The sequence below is a fragment of the Paenibacillus sp. BIC5C1 genome, assembly GCF_032399705.1.
In the GTDB taxonomy this organism is placed as follows: domain Bacteria; phylum Bacillota; class Bacilli; order Paenibacillales; family Paenibacillaceae; genus Paenibacillus; species Paenibacillus taichungensis_A.
In genome coordinates, this window is record NZ_CP135922.1 from 3,592,542 (window position 1) to 3,615,851 (window position 23,310).

Below are 23,310 nucleotides of genomic sequence, written 5' to 3' on the forward strand. Positions count from 1 at the left end.
TTGATTTGGGTAAACATCCGATTGATTTGACCATGGTCTATGGTGGAATGCCCGTGGTAGGATGGGGCTAATGAAAACGTATGCAAACCATTTTGAGAGGGGTCATCGTTCATGAGCACATCCAAATCCATCTTTTATAATGCCCATCATTCACCGATCGGGGCTTTTGCCAGCTTTACGCTTGGATACAAAGGAGCCAAAGGCGGATTAGGCCTGGAGCTTGGCAAGCCAGCAGATCAGAATATATATATCGGTTTACAATCTCGCGACAGTGACAACTACGAAGCTTTACCATTTTTCGAAGCCGTTGAAGATGCAAGCGTTCGATATGATGTAGAAAAAGTCGACAATTCGGATTCAGATCAGGTGCCTTCGGCCTCGACAGAAAGTGGATTGAACACGCTAGCGGTAGGGGCAGCACAGGGAACACGCCCGCTAATTTCAGCGTTCCGCGATGAAGAGATTACGCGCGAGTTTACTTCGGGAACAGATACGTGGACGGCGGGTGATCTGACTTTCCGTATTTACTCACCTGTGCGTCCTGTACCCGAACCGCTAAGTGGCGATCGTGAAGCATTAATGGATGCGCTTGTGCCTGCGGTGCTGGTGGAGATGACGATTGATAACACGCAAGGACAGCAGCCGCGTAAAGCCTATTTTGGCTACCAGGGTAATGATCCCTACGCAGCCATGCGTATCATCGGAGGGCCTGAGGGTGGGTCATTAACCGGAGTTGGACAAGGTCGCGTAACCGCCATTTTATCTGCCGATGAGGGACTATGGCCTGCACGCGGATTTACATTGGAGAAGATATTGCAGGAGAAGCACCGTGAGAATCTCGCGTTCGGACTGGGTGAAACAGCTGCCTTGTTGATGGACGTTCCCGCCGGAGAGAAGCGTACGTACCAATTTGCCGTCTGTTTTTATCGCGGTGGAATCGTTACTTCGGGTATAGACACGACGTATTGGTATACCCGTTATTTTGCAGATATCCTGGAAGCCGGGAAATATGCGCTTAACCGCTTCAATGAGCTGACTGCTTCCTGTAAGGAAGTTGAGCAACGTCTCGGTGTAGCTGCTTTGAGTGAAGATCAGTCATTTATGCTTGCCCATTCCATTCACAGCTATTATGCAAGTACACAACTGCTCGATGCGGATGGAGAGCCGTTCTGGATCGTAAATGAAGGTGAATACCGGATGATGAACACACTCGATCTGACCGCAGATCAGTTGTATTTTGAACTTGCTTTGAATCCATGGACAGTGCGTAACGAGCTGGAGTGGTTTGTGAAACGCTACAGTTATACGGATCAAGTGCGATTCCCGGGCGAAGAGAAGGAATATCCGGGTGGCATTACGTTCACACATGATATCGGCGTAGCCAATGTATTTTCACGTCCGGGACACTCGGCCTATGAACTGGTGGGCATCGATGACTGCTTCTCGCAAATGAGTCACGAGGAGCTGGTCAACTGGCTCTGCTGTGCAACTGTATATATTGAGCAGACGCAGGATCGGGAATTTGTTAAAGAGATGCTGCCCGTCATACGGGATTGCTTCGAAAGCATGTTAAACCGGGATCATCCCGACGAACAGCAACGCAACGGCCTGATGGGGCTGGATAGCAGTCGTACCAAGGGCGGAGCCGAGATTACCACTTACGACAGCCTGGATGTGTCGCTTGGTCAGTCCCGCAACAATATCTATCTGGCAGGCAAATGCTGGGCCGTCTACGTTGCACTGGAGAAGTTGTTCGCTACAGAGAAGCTGGCTGAACTGTCTCATCATGCAGGACGTCAGGCGGATAACTGTGCAGCCAGTATTGCAGCCCAGTTAACCGATGGTGGCTACATTCCGGCAGTGATCGCCGAAAATAATGATTCCCGTATCATTCCGGCCATTGAAGGCTTGGTGTTCCCATACTTTACTGGCTGTGAAGGCGCGCTGGATGTAAATGGCCGTTTCGGTCCTTACCTGCAAGCGCTCCGAACCCACTTTAAAACGGTTCTTGTCCCTGGTACATGCCTGTTTGAAGATGGAGGCTGGAAGCTGTCATCTACGAGCAATAATTCATGGCTCAGCAAAATATATCTGTCCCAGTTCATCGCACGAGAACTGCTGGACGTGGAATGGGATGAAACAGGGAAGGCATCTGATGCTGCCCATGTAAACTGGCTGCTGCATTCAGAGGAGTCCTACTGGTGCTGGAGTGATCAGATCCTGGCAGGTGTGGCGGTCGGAAGCAAGTATTACCCGCGCGGAGTAACATCTATTCTATGGCTGCTCGAAGGCAAAGGTAATCGTCTGGAGCAGATCTATGCCAGCAAGGAGGCTGTACAATGAGCAATACAACCGTTCAATCCAATATTTCCGGCCCGCAATATGATGCGTGGCTTGGATATCTTCAAAGTCAATCTGTAGTGAATGGAGCCGCCAAAAAGGCTGCCCCTGTCTGGAGTCATAACGTGTCTGTGACGGAAAATCACGAAATCATATCAACAGCAACAGCCGAGCTGATTCAGGGATTGGATAAGCTGTTTGGCACCAAACCGAAAGTTAGTCAGGAAACGGCCAGTCAAGTAAGTAAGTCGGATTCAGCACACCAGGAGGCACAAGGGATCTGGCTTGGCACATGGACGGGCTCTGAAGCCGTAGCTAAGGCCTTCAGCGACACGGAACGCTCTACCGTGCAAGGAGAAGGTTATATTATCCGCCAAGATAAGGAACGGGGCAGTCTGTATATTGGTTCTGAAACTCCTCAAGGTGTTCTTTATGGTACTTTTCATCTGTTAAGGGAGCTTGTTCTGGAGCAAGAAAATTCAAACGATGTACATCCTGCTGCGGGAAGATTAAGTTACATTTCCGAGCAGCCTGCTAATGCATTACGCATGATCAATCAGTGGGATAATGTAGACGGCAGCATTGAGCGTGGTTATGCTGGAAAATCGATTTTCTATGACAATGGAGAATTCACTCGTGATCTCGGGCGTATCCGTGATTATGCCAGGTTGCTCGCTTCTACAGGCATTAACGCCATTTCAATCAATAACGTAAATGTGCATCAGCGTGAGAGCCTATTCCTAACGGAACGTTTCCTGGGTGATGTTGCGAAGGTTGCTGCCCAATTCAGAGCGTACGGCATCCGATTGTTCCTTAGCGCCAACTACGCTAGTCCGATAGAGATTGGTGGCTTGCTTACGGCAGATCCGTTGGATGAGCAGGTCCGTGAATGGTGGAACATTCAGACAGCCAAGGTATATGCGGCAATTCCGGATTTTGGCGGCTATCTGATCAAAGCAGATTCTGAAAATCGGCCTGGACCCTTCACATATAAACGTGATCATGCAGATGGAGCGAACATGCTAGCCGAGGCACTTCGCCCGTTTGGTGGACTGGTGATTTGGCGCTGCTTCGTCTATAACTGCAAACAAGACTGGCGTGACCGCTCCACGGATCGCGCACGGGCGGCATATGACCACTTCAAACCACTGGATGGCCGATTTGCGGATAACGTCATTTTGCAGATCAAAAATGGGCCGATGGACTTTCAGGTTCGCGAGGCCGTATCACCGCTGTTCGGTGCAATGGAGAACACAAATCAGGTATTGGAATTCCAGATTACGCAGGAGTATACTGGCCAGCAGCGGCATCTGTGTTATCTGATTCCACAGTGGAAAGAAGTATTGGATTTTGATACGTTCTCCAAGGGACCGGGTTCTGAGATCAAACGCATTGCTGACGGTTCTCTGTATAACAGACCCTACAGCGGCTTTGCCGCAGTATCCAATATTGGTGCAGATGCTTGCTGGACAGGACATCCGCTCGCTCAGGCAAATCTATATGGATATGGGAGACTTGCCTGGAATCCGGAACTGTCATCCGAAGAGATCGCGGGGGAGTGGGTCAGACTTACATTCGGACATGACGAAGAGGTCGTTCGTCTCATCTCTGGCATGCTTTTGAATTCATTGGATATCTATGAAAGTTATACGGCACCACTCGGTGTAGGCTGGATGGTTAATCCGGAGCACCATTATGGGCCTAATGTGGATGGCTATGAATATTCCAAGTGGGGGACGTATCATTTTGCCGATTGTGATGGCATTGGTGTGGACCGGACAGTGGGCAGTGGAACGGGATATACATCGCAATACCACCACGAAAATGCCGAAAGATATGAATCCGTAGACTCCTGTCCGGACGAGCTGCTGTTATTTTTCCACCATGTCCCGTATACGCATGTTCTGCATTCTGGCAAAACGGTCATTCAGCACATTTATGATACACATTTTGATGGAGCAGAGCAGGCGGAAGCATTAGCACAGACCTGGAGACAGCTGGAAGGCAAGATTGATCCGACTGTATTTGATAAGGTGTCTGCGTTACAGGTAGGGCAGGCGGAACACGCCAAAGAATGGCGAGACATGATCAATACGTACTTCTATCGCAAAAGTGGTATTGCCGATAAACAAGGAAGAACGATATATTAATCTGGATACGAAAACTAGAATCTTCGGATCTTCTTCGGAGGAAAGAACAACGTTGGTATACACGAGATGGAGGGAACATATGGGACATCATCAATTACCCGAGACCATGAAGGCTGCTGTCATGACAGAGCCAGGGCACATCATCATTGAGGAACAGGCTGTACCACAGCCTGCTGAAGACGAAGTGCTCATTCAAGTGATGGCCGTTGGCGTCTGCGGATCGGATGTGCATTATTTTGAACATGGCAGAATTGGCCGATTTGTAGTGGAGAAACCGATTATACTTGGACATGAATGTGCAGGTATCGTAGCGGGCGTAGGCTCGAAAGTATCACGGCTGAAAGAAGGAGATCGGGTAGCTATTGAGCCTGGGGTAACCTGCGGACGATGCACGGCATGCAAAGAAGGTCGTTATAATCTGTGTCCCGATGTGCAATTTCTGGCGACGCCTCCGGTGGATGGGGCATTTGTACAGTACATGACCATTCGGGAGGATATGGTTTTCCCGATCCCGGATCATCTGTCTTTTGAAGAGGCAGCCATGAACGAACCTTTCTCGGTTGGCATTCATGCTGCAAGACGTAGTAAACTGGCTCCTGGCACCACACTTGCTATTATGGGCATGGGACCTGTTGGACTGATGGCTGTTGCAGCTGCAAAATCGTTTGGCGTAGAACGCATCATCGTGACAGATCTGGAGGAAGTACGGTTGGAGGCTGCTCGTCGTATGGGCGCCACCCATACCATTAATGTACGGAACGAGGATGCACAGGCGGTAATCCGTGAGTTAACGAACGGCGTCGGTGTAGATACAGCTTGGGAAACTGCGGGGAATCCAAAGGCGCTTCAGTCGGCATTATATTCGCTCCGGCGAGGTGGCAAGCTTGCTATTGTAGGACTGCCTGCACAGGATGAAATTGCCCTGAATGTTCCTTTTATCGCGGACAACGAGGTGGATATATACGGAATCTTCCGTTACGCCAATACGTATCCGGCGGGAATTGAATTTCTAAGCTCAGGCCAGCATGATGTAATGTCACTGATTACTGACCGTTATTCGCTTGAGGAGACACAACAGGCCATGGAACGGGCATTGCACAACAAGAGTGGCAGTCTCAAAGTAATGGTGTATCCGAACGGCAAATGAATTTATTTTCAAAGAAGCCCTGATGTTTAGGGTTTCTTTTTTTGTATTTTTCGCCATAAAAGGATTAAACAAGCTTCCATAACGTGGTATAATGCTTGAAGATTTTAATATATAAAATTATACACACCAAATTGGTTAAATAGCATCTAGCGAAAGGAACTGAAGGTTGTGAGAACACATGAATTTATGATTCACTCTGATTTCCACCGGGATGATCTGATGTCTGTATCTTCTCAAGCGTCGCGTTTTGCCTCGGATATCTCATTGTCATTTATGGATGCGAATCATGAGCATCGTGTAGATGTCAAAAGCCTGCTCGGGATGGCGCTACTTCCCATTCGACATGGCAGTGTGGTGAGATTGCAGACACGGGGAAGAGATGAACTTGAAGCATTGGAATATTTGCTAAATGTGCTGGAGAAAGGATTAACTTGAACTCTGAAACCTGTGCAAATCACAGTGAATTGTAAAATATTTATCGTTTCTTCAATTCCGACTGGTACTTCGTCCAAAAAAAGAGTATAATAAAATTTAGTTCTATTCTAAGAAGTACCCATATTAAAGGAGTGTAAATAGATTATGCCAAAAGCTGATATCCATCCAAAGACACAAACAGTAATTTTCTTCGATGCAAGTGCTGATTACAAATTCCTGAGTTCTTCGACTAAATTCTCGAACGAAACAATGGAATGGGAAGATGGTAACACTTACCCAGTAATCCGTGTGGACACTAGCTCCGCATCCCACCCATTCTTCACTGGTAAACAAAGAAACGTGGACATCGGTGGTCGTGTTGATAAATTTAACCGTAAATACAACATCAAATAGGTTGTCCAACCATTACAAGAAAACCTCGGGATTAATCCTGAGGTTTTTTTGCATGCATGCCGATAGGAAACTCACGTAGTTCAGAGTTAAAAGTAATTCTAACACCCGTACATATTCATTTCCTCTAAAATTAATTCAACCAATTATTGCGCTTACAACACTTTCGGATGTACACTAGAAAACAGAGTCAGACATATTGGAGGAGGAAATAGAGATGAGCAGCATCAATCATATGGTAACGTTTACACTTTACGCAGGTAAAGATACACCCGAGGCAGAGGCATTTTTAAAAGAGAGCGCGGATGCACTGGCGAATATTCCCGGTGTTGAGCAATTCCAGATCCTGCGTCAGGTGAGCGGAAAAAATGAATTTGACTATAGTTTTTCAATGGTATTCGCCAATCAGGCAGCGTATGATGCATACAATGATCATCCGGTTCACCGCCAATATGTAGAAGAACGTTGGGAAAAGGAAGTTAGTCGCTTCCAGGAAATCGATCTCATTCAGCACGGAGAGTAAAGAAGTGATAAATCTCATTGAACCGATCATAGAATTCCACTGAAATCCGAAAGCGTTTTCCAGTTTAATTAATGAGATTGAAATCATTTGAAATCCTTCTTTCTTCATCGCTAAATTTCGTGATTACACATGTGGCTTAAAGGAGGGGACTGTCCCTATGAAATTGGATCTTACAGGTAAGACAGCACTGGTAACAGGCGCAACTGGTCAATTGGGAAGGGTCATTGCACGTACGTTGGCAGATTGTGGTGCTGATCTCGCGCTGCATTACATAAATAATGAAACGAAGGCTAAAGAGCTTCAGGCTGAGATTGAAGCCATCGGTCGGAGAACCCTCATTGTTCAGGGCGACATCACGAAGCAGGATACGGCATTTCGGTTGCGGGATGAAATCCAGTCCAGCCTTGGCGATGTGGATATCGTGGTTGCCAATGCAGTTATACAATATGCCTGGACAACGGTGCTGGAACAATCACCGGATGATTATATAAGTCAGTTCGAATCTTGTGTGATGCAGAGTGTGTATCTTGCCAAAGCATTCATTCCTTATATGAAAGAAGCGAGAGCTGGTCGATTCATTGGTATCAATACGGAATGTGCGATGCAGAATTTTGCTACCCAGTCTGCATATACAGCGGGAAAACGCGGAATGGATGGTTTGTACCGTGTACTGGCGAAAGAGGTAGGCGAGTATCAAATTACGGTCAACCAGGTTGCGCCTGGATGGACGATCAGTGAACGCGACCGCAACAACGAGTCGGGGCATGATGAGGGCTATATTCAAACTGTACCGCTGAAACGTAGGGGGGAAGATCAGGAAATTGCCAATGCCGTAGCATTTCTGGCATCCGACCTGTCCTCTTTTATTACAGGAGCTTATATCCCGGTCAGTGGTGGCAATGTGATGCCCGCCATTTAATTTGGCTTTGGTGATGTGAATGAATTACTAAATATGCAATGTACGCATTTTAAACCATAGTAGCGCATGATCCGTTTGTCAGTCCATGACAAGCGGATTTTTATATATATCCATAAATACATATGAATTTGTTTCTAATTTCAAAAGATTGGGGTAAAAGAATAGGTAGTTTAACGCGGTGGAAACATAACTCAAAATAAGCGAATAAAGGAGACCGACCTGTCATGAAAAAAACAATTGCAGACGTTCTGGTCGAAGCACTATTGAACGCAGGCGTCAAACGCATCTATGGTATCGTTGGAGACTCCTTGAATGCGGTACTCGATTCCATCCGTCGTTCGGGTAAAATTGAATGGATTCATGTCCGCCATGAGGAAGTGGCTGCTTTTGCAGCTGGGGCAGATGCCCAAGTGAGCGGAAGTATTGCCGTATGTGCGGGCAGCAGCGGACCGGGAAACATGCATTTGATTAACGGTCTGTATGACTGTCATCGGAACCGTGTTCCGGTACTTGCCATAGCTGCTCATATTCCAAGTGATGAGATCGGGAGTGAATATTTTCAGGCGACTCATCCAGAGTATTTGTTTCAGGAATGCAGTCATTATTGCGAAGTCATTACAACGGCCAAACAGATGCCGCGTTCCTTTACGATGGCGCTTCAGACTGCAGTCTCACGTTCAGGCGTTTCCGTCATTATATTGCCTGGTGATGTAGCGGCTTTGGAAGCGGCTGATTTGCCTGTGCCGGAGCATGTGTATCATGCCACACATCCTGTCGTACACCCTTCCGAACCTGAACTGCGGAAACTGGCGGAATTCCTGAATCAAGGAAAAAAAATTACGTTGCTGTGTGGTGCAGGCTGCGCCGGTGCGCGTGAACCTCTGATGCAGCTCTGTGATCGCTTAAAATCCCCTATGGTCATTGCTTTGCGAGGCAAGGAATATCTGGAATATGATAACCCGTATTCGGTGGGACTCACGGGATTAATCGGGTATTCCTCCGGTTATCATGCCATGATGGACTGTGATGTGCTCCTGATGTTGGGAACAGATTTTCCGTACCGACAATTCTTCCCGGAAGATGCGGTTGTACTTCAAGTAGATATTCAGTCTTCACACCTTGGTCGCCGTACAAAGCTCGATTATGGAGTGTGCGGAGATGTGAAAGCTACCATTGAAACATTATTACCTTATCTCACGGAAGAGCATAGCGACAAACATTTGCATAAAAGTGTGGAACGTTACGAGAAAGTTCGTAAGGAATTGGATGAGCTTGCCGTAGGTAAACCCGGAAAAACGCCAATTCATCCTCAGTATTTAACCAAGGTCATCAGCAATGCTGCAGCAGAAAATGCAATCTTCACCTGCGATGTAGGTACACCTACGGTATGGGCAGCTCGCTATATTGAAATGAGCCGCAATCGCCGTTTGTTAGGTTCATTCAGTCATGGCACCATGGCAAATGCTCTTCCACAGGCGATTGGAGCGCAAGTGTCTGATCCGGGAAGACAAGTGATTTCATTATCTGGTGATGGTGGCATTGCCATGCTGATGGGTGATCTTCTGACGCTTAAACAGCATAATCTCCCAATAAAAGTTGTCGTGTTTAACAACGGTGCACTCAGTTTTGTTGAACTGGAGATGAAAGCTGCCGGATTGCTTGAATCCGGTACCGATCTCGTAAACCCCAACTTTGCTATGGTAGCTCAAGCGATGGGCCTGGAAGGGATACGGGTTGAAGATCCAGCTGATCTGGAAGGGGCTGTAGAGCGTGCATTGCAGCATGATGGCCCTGTTCTGATTGATGTTGTGGTGAACCGTCAGGAACTGTCCCTGCCTCCGAAGATTAATATAAAACAGGCCGAAGGCTTCACCTTATGGATGATGAAGGCGGTGCTGAATGGGCGTGGCGATGAGCTGATCGAGCTGGCCAAAACGAATTTTCTAAGATAAGTATTAGGTTTTCCTTAGCAATATCGCAACATGTTCCACCGTCGTTCCGACAAAGTAAATGCATGAAAATATACTTTACATCTCACTAAAAAGAAGGGGAATGTTACACGCTTTTATTAAGGAGTTCTCCTTCTTGAGATGTGTGGAATGTGATGAATTATATAGTATGTATTCATATTATATGGTTTGTTTTTAAATTGAAACTCCTTTAAAATAGGTAAAGTCAGGCAGGATTCAAGGCTTTTTACCCTACATATGTTGCATTCCAACGCAATACCGCTTCATATCGAATTAATCGATCCGATGACAGATGACGAACACACATGGAGGAGATCAAAATGAGTCACAAAGGAAAAGTAGCAATTATCACTGGAGCAGGAAGTGGATTGGGCCAAGCGACTGCACTGAAGCTGGCAGAGAAGGGCGCATTTATTGTGGTCGTTGATCTGGTGGCAGAGACTGGTCAGGAAACTGTAAAACAGATTGAGAAGCTGGGCGGTAAAGCCATTTTTGTACAAACAGACGTAAGCAAGGCGAACGAAGTAGAGAATTATGTTAACAAAACGATCGAGGAATTCGGTCGAATCGACATGTTCTTCAATAATGCCGGGATCGCTGGTCCTGGTGTCAAACTAATTGAGCATACTATCGAGCAGTTTGACCAAATCATTGATATTAACCTGAGAAGTGTATTTTACGGATTGAAGTATGTGATTACCGAAATGCTCAAAACTGGCGGTGGTTCCATCGTCAATACGGCATCTACAGCAGGAATTGTGGGTGTTCAAGCAGTTGCACCTTATGCAGCGACAAAGCATGGCGTAGTTGGACTAACACGTACTGCGGCCATTGAGTATGGCAAAGAAAACATTCGTGTGAATGCTATTGCCCCAGGTACGATTGAAACTCCAATGGTGGTTCAGTTTGGTAAGGATAATCCTGAAGTATTCAAAGCAACCCTTGATAGCATTCCGTCCGGTCGTCTCGGTAAGCCTGAAGAGATTGCCAATCTGGTATCCTTCCTGCTGGGAGACGAAGCTCCTTATATTAATGGTGCTGTATATCCCATTGATGGTGCTGTAACTGCACAATAAGGCATTCATCAAACGTAATAAGAAAGAGAGGCGACTGTAATGTTACAGTGCCTCTCTTTTTGCGTGGTTTCATTTTATTCTTGAGCTTACGCTCCATTATGCCACATTGGAAGATTCGGTCTGAGCTGTTGTGGTAACTGCCGGACGATAGGCAAGTATGATGATGATCATTGCAATGACCACCCCTGCAGCTCCTATCCAGGTGATAGATGACAATGAAACTGCGCTGACGGCGATTCCCCCAATACCAGCACCCGCAGCCATGGCCAGCTGCATAACGGAACTGTTCAGACTTAACATAATCCCGGACGATTCTGGAGCCATTGTAACCAGATTATATTGCTGTGTTGGGCCGGAAGACCAGGCGGAGAAGGACCATAGAATTAACACAATGAAGATGGCCATACCTGAATGAGCCGTGATGTTCAGCATCAGCAGACTTATGACATGCAAGGCCATTCCCAGGATGAGTGTTCTCTTTACCCCCATACGATCTGCGCTGTACCCTCCCGATTTGGAACCAATCAGACTTGCGATCCCAAAAGCCAGCAAAGCGGAACTTAACAACGTTTCGCTCATGCCTGCAACAGATACCAAGTAGGGTGAAATGTAGGTATACGCAATAGAATAGCCTCCTAACCAGAAAAAGCTGACAAGCAGCGCAAATCCAATACGAGGTTGTTTGAGGAGCGCTAATTGTTTTCTCAAAGGAACGGGTGCTTCACCTTCAGATGGGGGAATCGTAGATGCAATAACAATCATGGCAATCACGCCCAAAATCGCGATACCTGCAAAAATCAGTTTCCAATCCCAAGCTGCAGCGACCATTCTTCCCAGTGGAACTCCCACGATCAGAGATGCGGTAAACCCTGTAATGACCGTTGCGATTGAGCTGGCTTGTTTGCCTGCGGGCGCTATTTTGGAAGCGACTGTCAAGGCAGTTACAACAACAACTCCGGCTCCCAGCGCCATGAGGACACGTGCGGCGATAAAGAGTCCATATCCAGGTAACAGGTAGGCCAAAACGTTACCTGCAACAAAAAGTCCCAGAAAGTATAGCAGCAGCTTTCTTCGGTCCATGCGGGATGTTAAGGCAATGATGATGGGCGTACCGAGTGCATAAACGAGTGAAAAGATTGTGATCAGCTGTCCCGCAGCAATCAACGATATATTCATGGTGTCCGAGATCCGATCCAGAATGCCCGCAATGACATATTCGGAGGTCCCTACAAGAAAGCTGACCAAGGCCAGGACATAGATTTTCCATGTGTTAGACATGAGTATATAACCTCTTTCTGATTGTAATTATTATATTTTTAGAAATATAGAAATAAAGACGAGAGAACAGGATTAAGATAAAACTAATCTACCAATGAGGCAAAGGGAGTACTTAATTTATCAAATGTACCGCGTGTTATAGCAAAAGGGTATTTTATACGACTATGATAAGGCTCAGCGGACTAGGTAGCATTACTAATCATTGATTTTATATTTCTAGTATTATAGAAATATAAAACAAAAATTTCACTTCTCCAACAGATAAGGAGCGAATCTCTGTACCGTGTCCGTATTCAGACTGTAGTAAATATACGTACCTTTCTTTTGTGAGGTCAACAAACCACAATCGGAAAGTTGTTTCAGGTGATGAGATAAAGTGGAGAGTGCTACGGTCACAAGCCGATTCTCCAAATCAGCTGGGCACAGGTTGCTTTCACCCGAAAGGATCTGAATGATTTTATATCTCGTTTGTTCACCCAGAGCTTTATGAATTTTGACGGCCTGTTCAGTTTCAATCGACTTGGATTGCATCAAAATCGGTCCTTTCGTCTTTATTTCTTATTTCTATAAATATTGAAATAACTTTATCATGTCTTTAGAAAAAAGTAAACTCCCCACGAAGATCGTTGTTTCCAGTCAAACTATGAAACAACTGAAAGCAAAACCTTTGCAGGGAGTTGGGAAGTCCATCTAAACTCATTAATTACAGGCGTTCAAGAGACTCAACGTAATCTTTGGCTTCTTTAAGAGACAGGTTTCTGGCTTCACGAGCCTTTTTGATTGCTATTATTTTTTTGCCCTGTTGTGCAAGTGCCTGCAATTCTTTATCAAGTTCAGTCAGCCCAGCCTTTGCCGGTGGAAGTGGAGATATATTCACTGCAGAATTGTTATAACTGAGAGGGGAGTGTGTGTTAAGGCCTGAACTATTCTCCAGACGTTCAACATCCCTTTTCAATTCATTCAACTGTGTCTGTAAGCTAATGACGCGAACTAATAAGATGAGAATAAGAAATAAAAAAACGACTAGAACAATGGTGTTAATTCCCATGCAGTCAGGTGCCTCGCTTTCCTTCCTTCAAATACATAACTATTTAAGCTGTACCGGGATCTCCTTAACGCCTCGAACAATCATTCCGGGTCTCCATTCAAGTTCATTAACATCCGTCTGAAGCTGCATATCGGGAAAGCGGCGAAGCAGTGTGTTAATCGCAATCTCGCCTTCAAGTCGCGCGAGAGGGGCTCCCAGACAGAGATGAATGCCTTTGCCAAAAGCCAAATGTGGGCTCTTCTCACGAGTGATGTCAAAAACATCCGCATCCTTGAACTTCTCTTCATCCCGATTGGCTGAATCCAGTGCTACGATAACAAGTTCACCTTCAGCGATGTGATGTCCATGAAACTCTATGTCCTCGGACGCCCAGCGAGACGTGCTGAATTCAACCGGGCCGTTATAACGAAGCATTTCTTCAACAGCATTATGGATTAACTCAGGTTGCTTGATCAGCAGGTCGCGTTGCTCCGGATGCTCCAATAGCGCAAGTACACCATTACCAATTAGGTTAACAGTGGTTTCATGTCCGGCAATGATCAGCAGAGCGACAACACCAAGCAGTTCCTTTTCTGTGAGTTGTTCTCCTGATTCTTCTGCCACAACGAGCTGACTGATCAGATCGTCACCCGGCTGCTCACGTACTTTGGCAAACCAATTATTCAGGTAATCAATGAACTCCTGGGCATGCTTCTCAAACACTTCGGAATGCTCCGCACTTGTCGCATCGATAATGGAATTGGACCATAAACGGAATTTGTCCTGATCTTCAAGAGGTACACCCAGGATCTCGCTGATGACAATGATCGGTAATGGAAATGCAAACTCATCAATCAGATTCATCTTGTCCTGGGAATTGAGATTATCCAGGAGATCGTCAGCAATATCTTGAATATGGCTTCTCATGCCCTCAATCAATCTGGGAGTAAAAGCCTTCTGTACGAGTCCACGTAACCGGCGATGATCAGGTGGATCGGAAAAAAGCATGTTATGCACGAATATGTTTTGTTGATCGGGTCCATAACGTTTGACTACATCCTTGCTGAAACGGTTGTCTTTCAATACTTCCACTGCATCCTCATAGCGGCTAATAATCCAACCGAAATCACCATGAGGGAAAAGGACTCTGTGAATAGGATCATTTTGTCTCAGCTTTTCGTATACGGGGTAAGGATTCTGTGTAAATTCACGGGTGAATAACTCAGACTGTGAAGTTTCATTAGTACTCAAATGGTTAATCTCCTCTCATCAAAAGCTCGTATTGTTACGCATCTTATCTAAGGGATCATATGTTAATTTCGGTGGCTTCATACGAAAAGCCTGCACCATCTATATATTCAATATTGGAGCAATTGAAACCTTGTTTTTGACTAAGCAATATGGTATGGAAAGCTTACATATTTTAGAGGGAATAGCACTCGGAATAAGGAATAAAATCAATAGAAATGAAGTAAAGACACAGACTACTGCTGTGTTTTTTTGTGAGATTAGACTTAATCTGCTTGAACCATATTACGTGGTGTTTAATGAACTATAGGGACGTATGACCTATAAATTGAAGTTTTCTACAACAACAACACGGAATCAAATTAGTTTTGAATGCAACCGCCATGATGTAACGATATAAGTAATTCACAATTGTGCTATGCACCATGTCCACGGACTTATGAAGAATGCTGATAAGAAGGACGTTTCAACCATTTTTGTCGTTTTCTACGTTCGTTCAAAGGCTGCTGTGATAAGATAAAATGTAATAAGAACATACGATCTGTTTATGCGAGAGGAGAAACCTTGACGATGGAAATGCTTAAGCCGCCCGCCGAGACACTATATGAGACAGAATTAAGGGCACTGCGAGAAGAAGATACGGGAAAACGTCCTCCAAACTGGCTGCTGTCCCCAGCCTATGTCAGAGATTTTATTATTGGCAGGGATAAACCTGCCATATTGGACGGAGAAGAGATCACAATTACACGGAAATTTTATGGCAACGATGTTCTCATTGAACGAGCCGTGGTAACCTTGGCAGGAAATCGGGGATTGATGCTCGTTGGAGAACCCGGAACTGCCAAGACTATGCTCAGCGAATTGCTGACCGCGGCCATTTCTGGAACCAGTTTGAACACAATTCAGGGTACGGCAGGTACAACTGAAGACATGATCAAATATTCCTGGAATTATGCCATGTTGCTGGATAAGGGTCCATCCGAAGCGGCGCTTGTGCCCTCACCGTTGTACAACGGAATGAAGAAGGGGATTCTTACGCGTTTTGAGGAAATTACGCGTTGTCCTGCTGAAGCGCAAGATAGCCTGATCAGTATTCTCAGTGACAAGGTAATGAGTATTCCTGAACTGGACGGCGGTGTGCTGTTTGCCAAACCAGGGTTTAACGTGATTGCTACGGCGAACATTCGCGATAAAGGTGTCAATGAAATGAGTGGTGCACTGAAGCGCCGTTTCAATTTTGAGACGATCAAACCGATTAGCAGTGTGAAAATGGAAGCCAAAATTATTGAATCCCAGGCACGAAGCCTATTATTACATAGCGGAATAGACACCGAGATTAATACGGATGTGGTTGAATTACTGGCCACGACTTTTATGGAGCTTCGCACAGGAATGACGCGGGAAGGTTACAAGCTCGATACGCCCCAAGCGTCCATGAGTACGGCTGAAGCCGTATCTGTATATGTACAGAGTGCAATGACTTCCTATTATTACGAAGACAAGGGGATTGCATTGGATCGGCTGGTACAAAACATGTTGGGGACGATAGCGAAAGAAAGCGACAAGGATCTGTCCATTCTCAAAACCTACTTCTCTAAGGTCGTAAAGGAGCGTTCGAGAGAAGAAGGGATTTGGAAGGATTACTATGAGGAAAAGAAATGGATCGGTTAACAGGAAAAGCGGATTTGGATGTTGCCCGGTTACAGACGCTATTTGAGTTCCAAGTGTATAACCTGAACAACGGAACGCTTTATTTTCCCATACGCCATCATAGCCCGGCCTGTTCCTATCATTTGCTGCGATTGATTGAAGAATACAAGCCGGACATCATTCTAATCGAAGGCCCTGAGAGCGGCAATCCCTTACTTCAAGTTCTGGCTGATGAGGCGACGATACCTCCTGTCAGTCTTTACTACACCTATGAGAATGAAGGTGAGAGAGCAGCCTGTTATTATCCGATGCTTCGTTACTCTCCTGAATATGTAGCGCTGAAAGAAGCAGCTCGGCTGAGCATCCCTGCGACTTTTATCGACCTGGATTATCATCATTTCTCCAAGCCCAACAAGGCAGAACAGCGTGAGATATCCATTCAAGACGAGACATTGCTTGCAGGGTCTGAGTTTATCCACCGTTTATGTCAGAAAACAAACTGTCGAAGTTTCGATGAGTTGTGGGAGAACGTATTTGAGATTGGTGGTCTGGAGAAGTCAACACAGGCATTTGTACAGGATGTATTTACGTACTGCACCTTATCTCGGATGTGTTATTCTTCGGCACGCTTGCACAGTACAGGTGATTTGGCAAGAGAAGCTCATATGAGAAGGCGTATTAAACAAGCTGGGCAGGATCATGAACGTGTGCTTGTCATCACTGGCGGATTTCATACGTATGGACTGGTGATGCCCGAGAATCATGTGACGGATTCAGAAGAGATGACGATGCAAGAGCATGTGAAGGCTCAGAATTCGGTGCATCAGCAGATGTATCCCATGGTCTACACGTTTGCCGAAGCAGATCGGCTGAATGGGTATTCAAGCGGTATGCCTTATGTGAATTATTACGAACAGATCTGGACCCAGCTGCTTCGGCATAAGAACTCCGTGTATAATTTGACCGCTTTGGACTTGTTATCACGACTAACCCGCAAGCTGAGGGAAGGGCATGAACATGTATCAACCAGCGACGCTATTGAGGCTTACAGCATGGTTCAAGGACTCGCAGGACTGAGAGGGAAAAGGGAAGGCGGAGTCTATGAGCTGATGGATGCAACCCTTTCTTCCTTTGTTAAGGGTGAACTTACGTTAGCTTCAGACAAACCTCTGCAAGAACTGCACAGCTTGCTAACCGGGGATGTCATCGGAAAAGTGGCTCCCAACCCATTCAGTATTCCGATCGTTGAGGATTTCAAAGAACGTTGTGGAGAATCAAAACTTCTAATTCGTACTACAGGCCAACATAAGAAGATACTTGATTTATATGCCAAACCAGATCATCGTCGGCAAAGTCAATTGTTTCAATGTATGGTCTATCTCGTTCCGGATTTCGCGAAGCGACAATCAGGCCCGGATTGGATTGCTCAGCGTGACATGAACCTTGTTCGGGAGACGTGGGTATATACCTATTCCTCCAGAATTGAGGCTCGATTAATCGAGAATTCTCTCTATGGAGGCACAATTCGGGAAGCCTGTACGCGCAAGATGGAAGAGGAAATGCAGGGAATACCGGATCATCACAGTGGTGACCTCGCCAAATCCATGCTTCAGGCTCTGCTCATGGGCCTGCAGGATACCGCCATGAAGCTGTATGAACAAGTGAAGTCAGCACTCCGAAAGGATGGAAATTTCTTGTCGTTGTGCGGAAGTCTGCATATTTTGAATCGAATTCAGCAGCATCGCAGACTTCTTGGGTTGTCTGAGGAACAGCAGCTCCTTAATCTCGTATCCGAAGCTTATAACAATGCCGTTGACAAACTGATACTGCTCTCAAGAACGAATCCGGATGAACATGAAGCGATTGTCCAGGGACTAAAGCTGCTTGCCATGCTGGCGGAATCGTCCGAAGAGCATTTCCGGGATGAACCATTCAGGGCACACCTGGATGAACTTCTGTCAGACAGCCAGCTTCCGGCACAGCTGGAGGGGGTGTGTATTGCCATATCTTCAGGATTTGGGGACAGGCCTAGAGATGAGATCGTGGATCGGGCACGTGCATATATCCGGGGATCGCAAGAACAGACTCGCCAGACTGCACTTTATCTACAGGGTGTTTTCTCTGTAGCACGGGACGCTTTTCTGTATGAAGATCAGCTTTTATCAGAATTGAACTATATGATCAAGCAACTTGATTATGAAGAGTTTATTCGCATGATCCCTGAGCTTCGCTTGGCGTTTACTTACTTTACCCCCATGGAGACAGGCCTGATTGCGGATCGGGTTGCGAGCTTGCATCAGGTAGAGAACGAAGAGATGTCATGGCCTTCCGTTGACGAGCGATTGCTGATCCAGACGAAAACATGGGATGAAGCCCTTCGGAAGGAGTTTGATGCATGGAAACTGATCTGAATGAGCTGGATAAAACCAAGGAAATGGTGAAAGACAATGCTGAGCTGAATCGGGTGGAAACCTTAAACCGTTGGCGCCTTATTCTAGGTGAATCCGCCGAAGAAGGACTGTCCAATGCAGAAGATTACTCCCCTGATGATTTTAAATATACCGAAGTCGATGAGATTCTGGGATATCTGTATAATCGCGAATACGGTGAAGAGCAGGGTTACAGAAAAGGGGGAGGTAGGGGCACCTCGGATCTAACCGTTCCCAAATGGTTGCATAAGGTCAGGGAACTGTTCCCGAAATCAACGGTAGAAATTCTGGAGAAACAGGCGCTTGACCGTTATGGTCTAACCGAATTGTTAACGGACAAAAAGCTGCTGGAATCCCTCGAACCCAATATGAACCTACTCAAGAACATCATGCAATTTAAAGGACGAATGAAAGGCGACGTATTAAAGAGCGCCAAGGAAATCGTACGAGTCGTGGTTGAAGAGCTGCGACGCAAACTCGAATCTCAGACCAAAGCGAGCATTATGGGGAAACGCAGCCGTTATGCATCCAGTTCGGTGCGTTCCTTACGCAATTTGAATTTCAAGCAGACGATTACCAAGAACTTGAAGAACTATGACAAAAACAATCGAAGATTTGTAATTGATCGTCTATATTTTGACGGGAATATCCAGTCTCACAACAAGTGGGACATCATCATTGGTGTGGATGAGAGCGGAAGCATGTTAGATTCAGTGATATACAGTTCGGTGATGGCAAGCATTTTCTATCGCCTAAATGCACTACGAACGAAATTGTTCATTTTTGACACACAGGTCGTCGATTTGAGTGACAGGCTGGAAGATCCGGTAGATGTGCTCATGAATGTGCAGCTTGGCGGGGGAACACATATTACCAAGGCACTCCGTTATGGTGAGACGTTAATCGAAAATCCTGGTAAAACAATATACATTCTCGCTAGCGATTTGGAGGAGGGTTATCCGATCCAGCACATGTATAAGGCATGTAAGGATATTCTGGATACGGGCTGCAAATTGCTTGTGTTGACTGCACTCGATTTTAACGGAGATACCGTGTACAACAAACATGCTGCGCAGACGTTATCCAATATGGGTGCACATGTTGCTGCGATTACACCCAATGAGTTGGCGGACTGGATTGGCGAAATTATTACTTAATTGGTTATATACAAGATGATTTATACACTCATATTCAAGGAGGAATGTGTAATGTTAACCGCAGACCGCGCAGTAGAAGCTTTGGTGGAGAAGTTTGCAGAGGTGTGTTCCAATGAATATTCGTTGAAAACGGATCGGAGTTTGGAAATCATTGATTTTGTGATGGGAACGACGGACAAGTTTCCGGATATGATGGGAGGTTCCAGTCATTATGCCTACCAGACGATAGACGTACTCATGAAAATTGCCAAAAAAGATGACGGAGATATCTTTTTTCGAGCTGGAGCCATTGTAATTCATATGGAATCCAATTATTCCAGAAGAAATTCATGGAGAACCGATGGTTTTACACTCTGCCTTGGGAACGACTCCGAAGCTTATGGACTGAGTGGAAAGAGCAAAACCAATGATCGGATGGGCGGGTTGCTGTCCCGTTTGGAGAAAATCAATCGCTATGCTGGAGAGAAGGAAATTCTGGATGAATTGAAGAGCAGACTGAAGGGGAATTTCAAGGATGTAATCAATGGAATGATACTCCTGCGACTCTATTCAGATCTCAATGATAGCCCTTCTCATTTTGCCCAGGTGCAACAGTTCACTCAATCTCTGCCAACATTGTTTCAACATGTGATGACCCATGATACAAGTAAGCTGCGGAACGAATTGCATGCATTGATTGAGCCACTGGTGGTTTGCAATTTTCAAACGAAACATAACAGATCTGCATATGAATTGAATGATGAATTCCTCCGGGAGAAGCATAATCAGGTTATAGCTGAGAACTATTTGAGTTCTTCTCTCTCCAAAAAGGAGCAGCTGTCTTACAGTGAGTTCGACAAAACGATGATCCTTTTGAGCAATGCATTGTTGTATTTGGTTAACATCAGTGGCGGCAAACAACGTTTCCTTGAAGACCAAAGTGAGACCGGTCTTATTTTGCTCGAAGCCATAAACCAATTACATGAGATCTATCCACTTGAAGTCCGTCGCTACTTGTTAAGCATGGATCCAAGAACAAAAAATGCTAATGAATTGCTGTCAGGGCTGTTGCCTCTAGACGAGCCATATCAACTCATCGAAATGTTGCGTAATGAACTCGAATCGTACACCATACCCTGGCAATTTCTGCAATCTGCGATTGTGAATGAGCCGCAGCAAGCGATTCGTGCATACCACATTTTAAAACCCCCGTTCCTCAAATTGTGTATTCAAAAAATGCTGGAGGACCATGGAATCGAAGTGCCAGATGTGGATGAAACGGTTGAACAAGCCGTGTTCAGTGCGCTTCGACATCCATTAGATGGAGGGAGACAGGGGCTTGCGATTGCACGATATTTGCACGGTGAAAGCTCCCTTGAAGAATACTGGGAAGATCCGAATAGTCGTGGGCTGTTTAATAACCTGAATCGTGACAAAAAGCGCGTTCATAACTTGATCAGCATTAGCTTCCTGCCTTTGGATTCGGAGGCGATGCGTCGGTTCGTGATTCTGACTACGTATCCCGAGTGGACTCTGGATATCGTTTCTGATATGTATCAGTCTTACGCATTTAGCGGTGAGAAGCTGTTGGAACTTTACGGCCAAGATCCAGAGGTAAAACAAGAGAAATTGCTGTCCAGTCTGATTTCTCTCAACGGTATGACCGATTACAAGTACAAATCGATGCCTCAGGATGAATATCGCCGGATCATTCAGCAAAATCTGGACTTTGCTCTGGGACAGTACAAGAAACTACCCACGGACACGCGCATCATCATTTTGGAAATCACCTTTGAACAACGTCACGAGCTATCAACAAAACAAGTAGCTGAAGCGATTCGTGCCGGATTGCAGGATTCATCCAAAAAGGCAAATGGCGTGGCGTTATCTGAATTCAATCGGATTCCTGACCAGGACTTATACACGACAATATATCGTTCGGAGAAAAAAACGGGTGTGAAAGAAATGGCTCTGAGCGCCATCCGCAGTTTGGATAATAGCAAGGATATATACCTTGGGCTTCTGGAGGGTGAGAAGTCTGCCGAATGGAAGAACCTGATTCAAATTCTGCTGGATACCACGGATCAAAGCCCAGAGTATGCTCATGCGGCACTTGCAGATCAGGCAGATGCCAAAAAGCTGACCAGACTAAGCTGGTTGTCTTTGAACGATCTTCCTTCTCTGATACGTTCAGAGGACAATCAACCATTAGATGATCGAATCAAGCAGTATATCTTGGTGCAATCAATAGATCATACATCTGCTCCAAACGAAAGACTGAATGAACTACGTGAGTATGCAAGCGAGGAGTCGCTCGCAAGGTTTGCTAGCGAGCTGCTACAGTTGTGGATTCAGGACGGTGCTTCTGCGAAGGAGAAGTGGGTAATGTACCTCTCGGCACTCTTTGGCGATATTCAAATTGTGAATACATTGGCTCCCCAAATTAAGGAATGGACAGAAAACAGCCGAGGGGCCATTGCGGCTGATGCTGTAAAAGTACTGGCCTATCTTAAGGAACCATCCGCTCTCATGGCGATTGACAAGATCAAACGCAGTGTGAAGAACCGACAGGTTAAGGGTGCGGCTGAAGAAGCATTGCAGCTGGCTGCAGAAAATTTGGGACTCACCTCGGAACAGTTGGAAGATCGACTCGTCACCACACTTGGTTTTGATCAGAATGGAACGATGCAGCTGAGCTACGGGGAGCGTTCATTCCTGATAAAAGTGAATGGAGATCTGCAGGTGGTTGTTGTAAATGAAGAAACGGGTAAATCTGTGAAGAGTCTACCTGCTCCTGCACAGAAAGATGATGCTGAACTTGCAGCACATTCTAAGGCGCGTTTCACACAATTGAAGAAGGATCTCAAAACAATGGTTAACATCCAGGCACAACGTCTGGAAGAATCTTTGTCTAAACAACGGCTGTGGTCTGCTGATGAGTGGACAGCATTGTTTGTACAGAATGTAATCATGCAGAAATTTGCTGTAGGTCTGATATGGGGCACATATGAAGATGGTCAGTTGGTCACCACGTTCCGTTATATGGAGGATGGCACGTTTAATACCGTCGATGAGGATGAATACGAGCTGCCTTCGGGATCTCTAGTGGGATTGATTCATCCACTCGAACTTGACCAATCTACGCTCGAAGGATGGAAAACGCAGTTGGAGGATTATGAGATCAAGCAGCCGTTTGAGCAACTGAATCGTCAAATTCATGTGCCTGAGGATGAAGACAAAAACAAGGTTGAATATGACCGCTTGCCGGAGTCTGATTTCTCTCCCACCGCATTCCCCAAAGCACTGGAGAAATACGGATGGATCAAAGGTCCAGCACAAGACGGCGGCTGGTATCATGAATTTTACAAAGAGTATGGAGATCTTGTCGCAGAACTGCGCTTCAGTGGTACCAGCATTTCATATTATGAAGGATTGGAAGATATCACGCTTGAATCTCTGCACTTCTTCAAACCCGGCAGTCAGAAACACTATTATTATAGCGATAACAAGTCCATTGCTTTGGGTGAAATTGCAGGTCGTGTGTTCAGTGAGACGATCTATGATATTTTAAGAGCGTCAGGACGTTGATCAC

General features: G+C 45.8%; 17 protein-coding genes. 13 read left to right on the forward strand and 4 right to left on the reverse strand.

Going from position 1 to position 23,310, the window contains the following annotated elements; genetic code table 11:
• Positions 1-111: 111 nt before the first annotated feature.
• The 9 genes from RS891_RS16130 (at position 112) to RS891_RS16170 (ending at position 10,950) form a co-directional block, all read left to right on the forward strand.
• Complete coding sequence (locus RS891_RS16130; RefSeq protein WP_315792264.1) at positions 112-2,343, forward strand: glycoside hydrolase family 52 protein; 2,232 nt, start codon at positions 112-114, stop codon at positions 2,341-2,343.
• Complete coding sequence (locus RS891_RS16135; RefSeq protein WP_315792266.1) at positions 2,340-4,490, forward strand: alpha-glucuronidase family glycosyl hydrolase; 2,151 nt, start codon at positions 2,340-2,342, stop codon at positions 4,488-4,490. The genes RS891_RS16130 and RS891_RS16135 overlap by 4 nt, the downstream gene beginning before the upstream one ends.
• Before the next feature lie 79 nt (positions 4,491-4,569).
• The gene (locus tag RS891_RS16140) at positions 4,570-5,637 is read left to right on the forward strand and encodes an NAD(P)-dependent alcohol dehydrogenase (RefSeq protein ID WP_113054630.1); all 1,068 of its coding nucleotides are present in this window, start codon (positions 4,570-4,572) and stop codon (positions 5,635-5,637) included.
• Positions 5,638-5,805: 168 nt separating this feature from the next.
• Complete coding sequence (locus RS891_RS16145) at positions 5,806-6,072, forward strand: HPr family phosphocarrier protein (RefSeq protein WP_315792269.1); 267 nt, start codon at positions 5,806-5,808, stop codon at positions 6,070-6,072.
• 144 nt (positions 6,073-6,216) lie between these two features.
• Positions 6,217-6,465, forward strand: a complete 249-nt coding sequence (locus tag RS891_RS16150; protein WP_062319704.1) for a type B 50S ribosomal protein L31 — start codon at positions 6,217-6,219, stop codon at positions 6,463-6,465.
• 214 nt (positions 6,466-6,679) lie between these two features.
• Complete coding sequence (locus RS891_RS16155; RefSeq protein ID WP_315792274.1) at positions 6,680-6,985, forward strand: Dabb family protein; 306 nt, start codon at positions 6,680-6,682, stop codon at positions 6,983-6,985.
• Positions 6,986-7,142: 157 nt separating this feature from the next.
• Positions 7,143-7,904 carry an SDR family NAD(P)-dependent oxidoreductase gene (locus RS891_RS16160; protein ID WP_315792276.1) on the forward strand — a complete coding sequence of 254 codons (762 nt, stop codon included), beginning with the start codon at positions 7,143-7,145 and terminating at the stop codon, positions 7,902-7,904.
• 224 nt (positions 7,905-8,128) lie between these two features.
• Positions 8,129-9,856, forward strand: coding sequence for a ubiquinone-dependent pyruvate dehydrogenase (poxB, locus tag RS891_RS16165; RefSeq protein ID WP_315792278.1), 1,728 nt, complete (start codon positions 8,129-8,131; stop codon positions 9,854-9,856).
• A 338-nt stretch (positions 9,857-10,194) separates the two neighbouring features.
• Positions 10,195-10,950: an SDR family NAD(P)-dependent oxidoreductase gene (locus tag RS891_RS16170; RefSeq protein WP_113054626.1), complete on the forward strand. Its 756-nt coding sequence runs from the start codon at positions 10,195-10,197 to the stop codon at positions 10,948-10,950.
• A 96-nt stretch (positions 10,951-11,046) separates the two neighbouring features.
• On the opposite strand, the gene RS891_RS16175 is transcribed toward RS891_RS16170, so the two are convergent.
• From RS891_RS16175 to RS891_RS16190, 4 genes are all read right to left on the reverse strand, one after another.
• Positions 11,047-12,228, reverse strand: coding sequence for an MFS transporter (locus RS891_RS16175; RefSeq protein ID WP_113054625.1), 1,182 nt, complete (start codon positions 12,226-12,228; stop codon positions 11,047-11,049).
• 246 nt (positions 12,229-12,474) lie between these two features.
• Complete coding sequence (locus tag RS891_RS16180) at positions 12,475-12,759, reverse strand: ArsR/SmtB family transcription factor (RefSeq protein ID WP_181586670.1); 285 nt, start codon at positions 12,757-12,759, stop codon at positions 12,475-12,477.
• A 172-nt stretch (positions 12,760-12,931) separates the two neighbouring features.
• Positions 12,932-13,276, reverse strand: a complete 345-nt coding sequence (locus RS891_RS16185; protein ID WP_113054624.1) for a ribosomal L7/L12 family protein — start codon at positions 13,274-13,276, stop codon at positions 12,932-12,934.
• Positions 13,277-13,315: 39 nt separating this feature from the next.
• Positions 13,316-14,506, reverse strand: coding sequence for a cytochrome P450 family protein (locus RS891_RS16190; RefSeq protein WP_315792283.1), 1,191 nt, complete (start codon positions 14,504-14,506; stop codon positions 13,316-13,318).
• A gap of 567 nt (positions 14,507-15,073) precedes the next feature.
• Here RS891_RS16190 and RS891_RS16195 point away from each other — a divergent pair.
• Genes RS891_RS16195 through RS891_RS16210 form a run of 4 tightly spaced genes read left to right on the forward strand, consistent with a single transcriptional unit; the run spans position 15,074 to position 23,306 of the window.
• The gene (locus tag RS891_RS16195; RefSeq protein WP_113054622.1) at positions 15,074-16,174 is read left to right on the forward strand and encodes an ATP-binding protein; all 1,101 of its coding nucleotides are present in this window, start codon (positions 15,074-15,076) and stop codon (positions 16,172-16,174) included.
• Positions 16,162-18,564 carry a DUF5682 family protein gene (locus tag RS891_RS16200; RefSeq protein WP_315792286.1) on the forward strand — a complete coding sequence of 801 codons (2,403 nt, stop codon included), beginning with the start codon at positions 16,162-16,164 and terminating at the stop codon, positions 18,562-18,564. Before RS891_RS16195 ends, RS891_RS16200 begins: the two co-directional genes overlap by 13 nt.
• Before the next feature lie 23 nt (positions 18,565-18,587).
• Positions 18,588-19,739: a VWA domain-containing protein gene (locus tag RS891_RS16205; protein ID WP_397386951.1), complete on the forward strand. Its 1,152-nt coding sequence runs from the start codon at positions 18,588-18,590 to the stop codon at positions 19,737-19,739.
• Between the two features lie 51 nt (positions 19,740-19,790).
• The gene (locus tag RS891_RS16210) at positions 19,791-23,306 is read left to right on the forward strand and encodes a DUF4132 domain-containing protein (RefSeq protein ID WP_315792290.1); all 3,516 of its coding nucleotides are present in this window, start codon (positions 19,791-19,793) and stop codon (positions 23,304-23,306) included.
• The last annotated feature ends 4 nt before the right edge of the window (positions 23,307-23,310 follow it).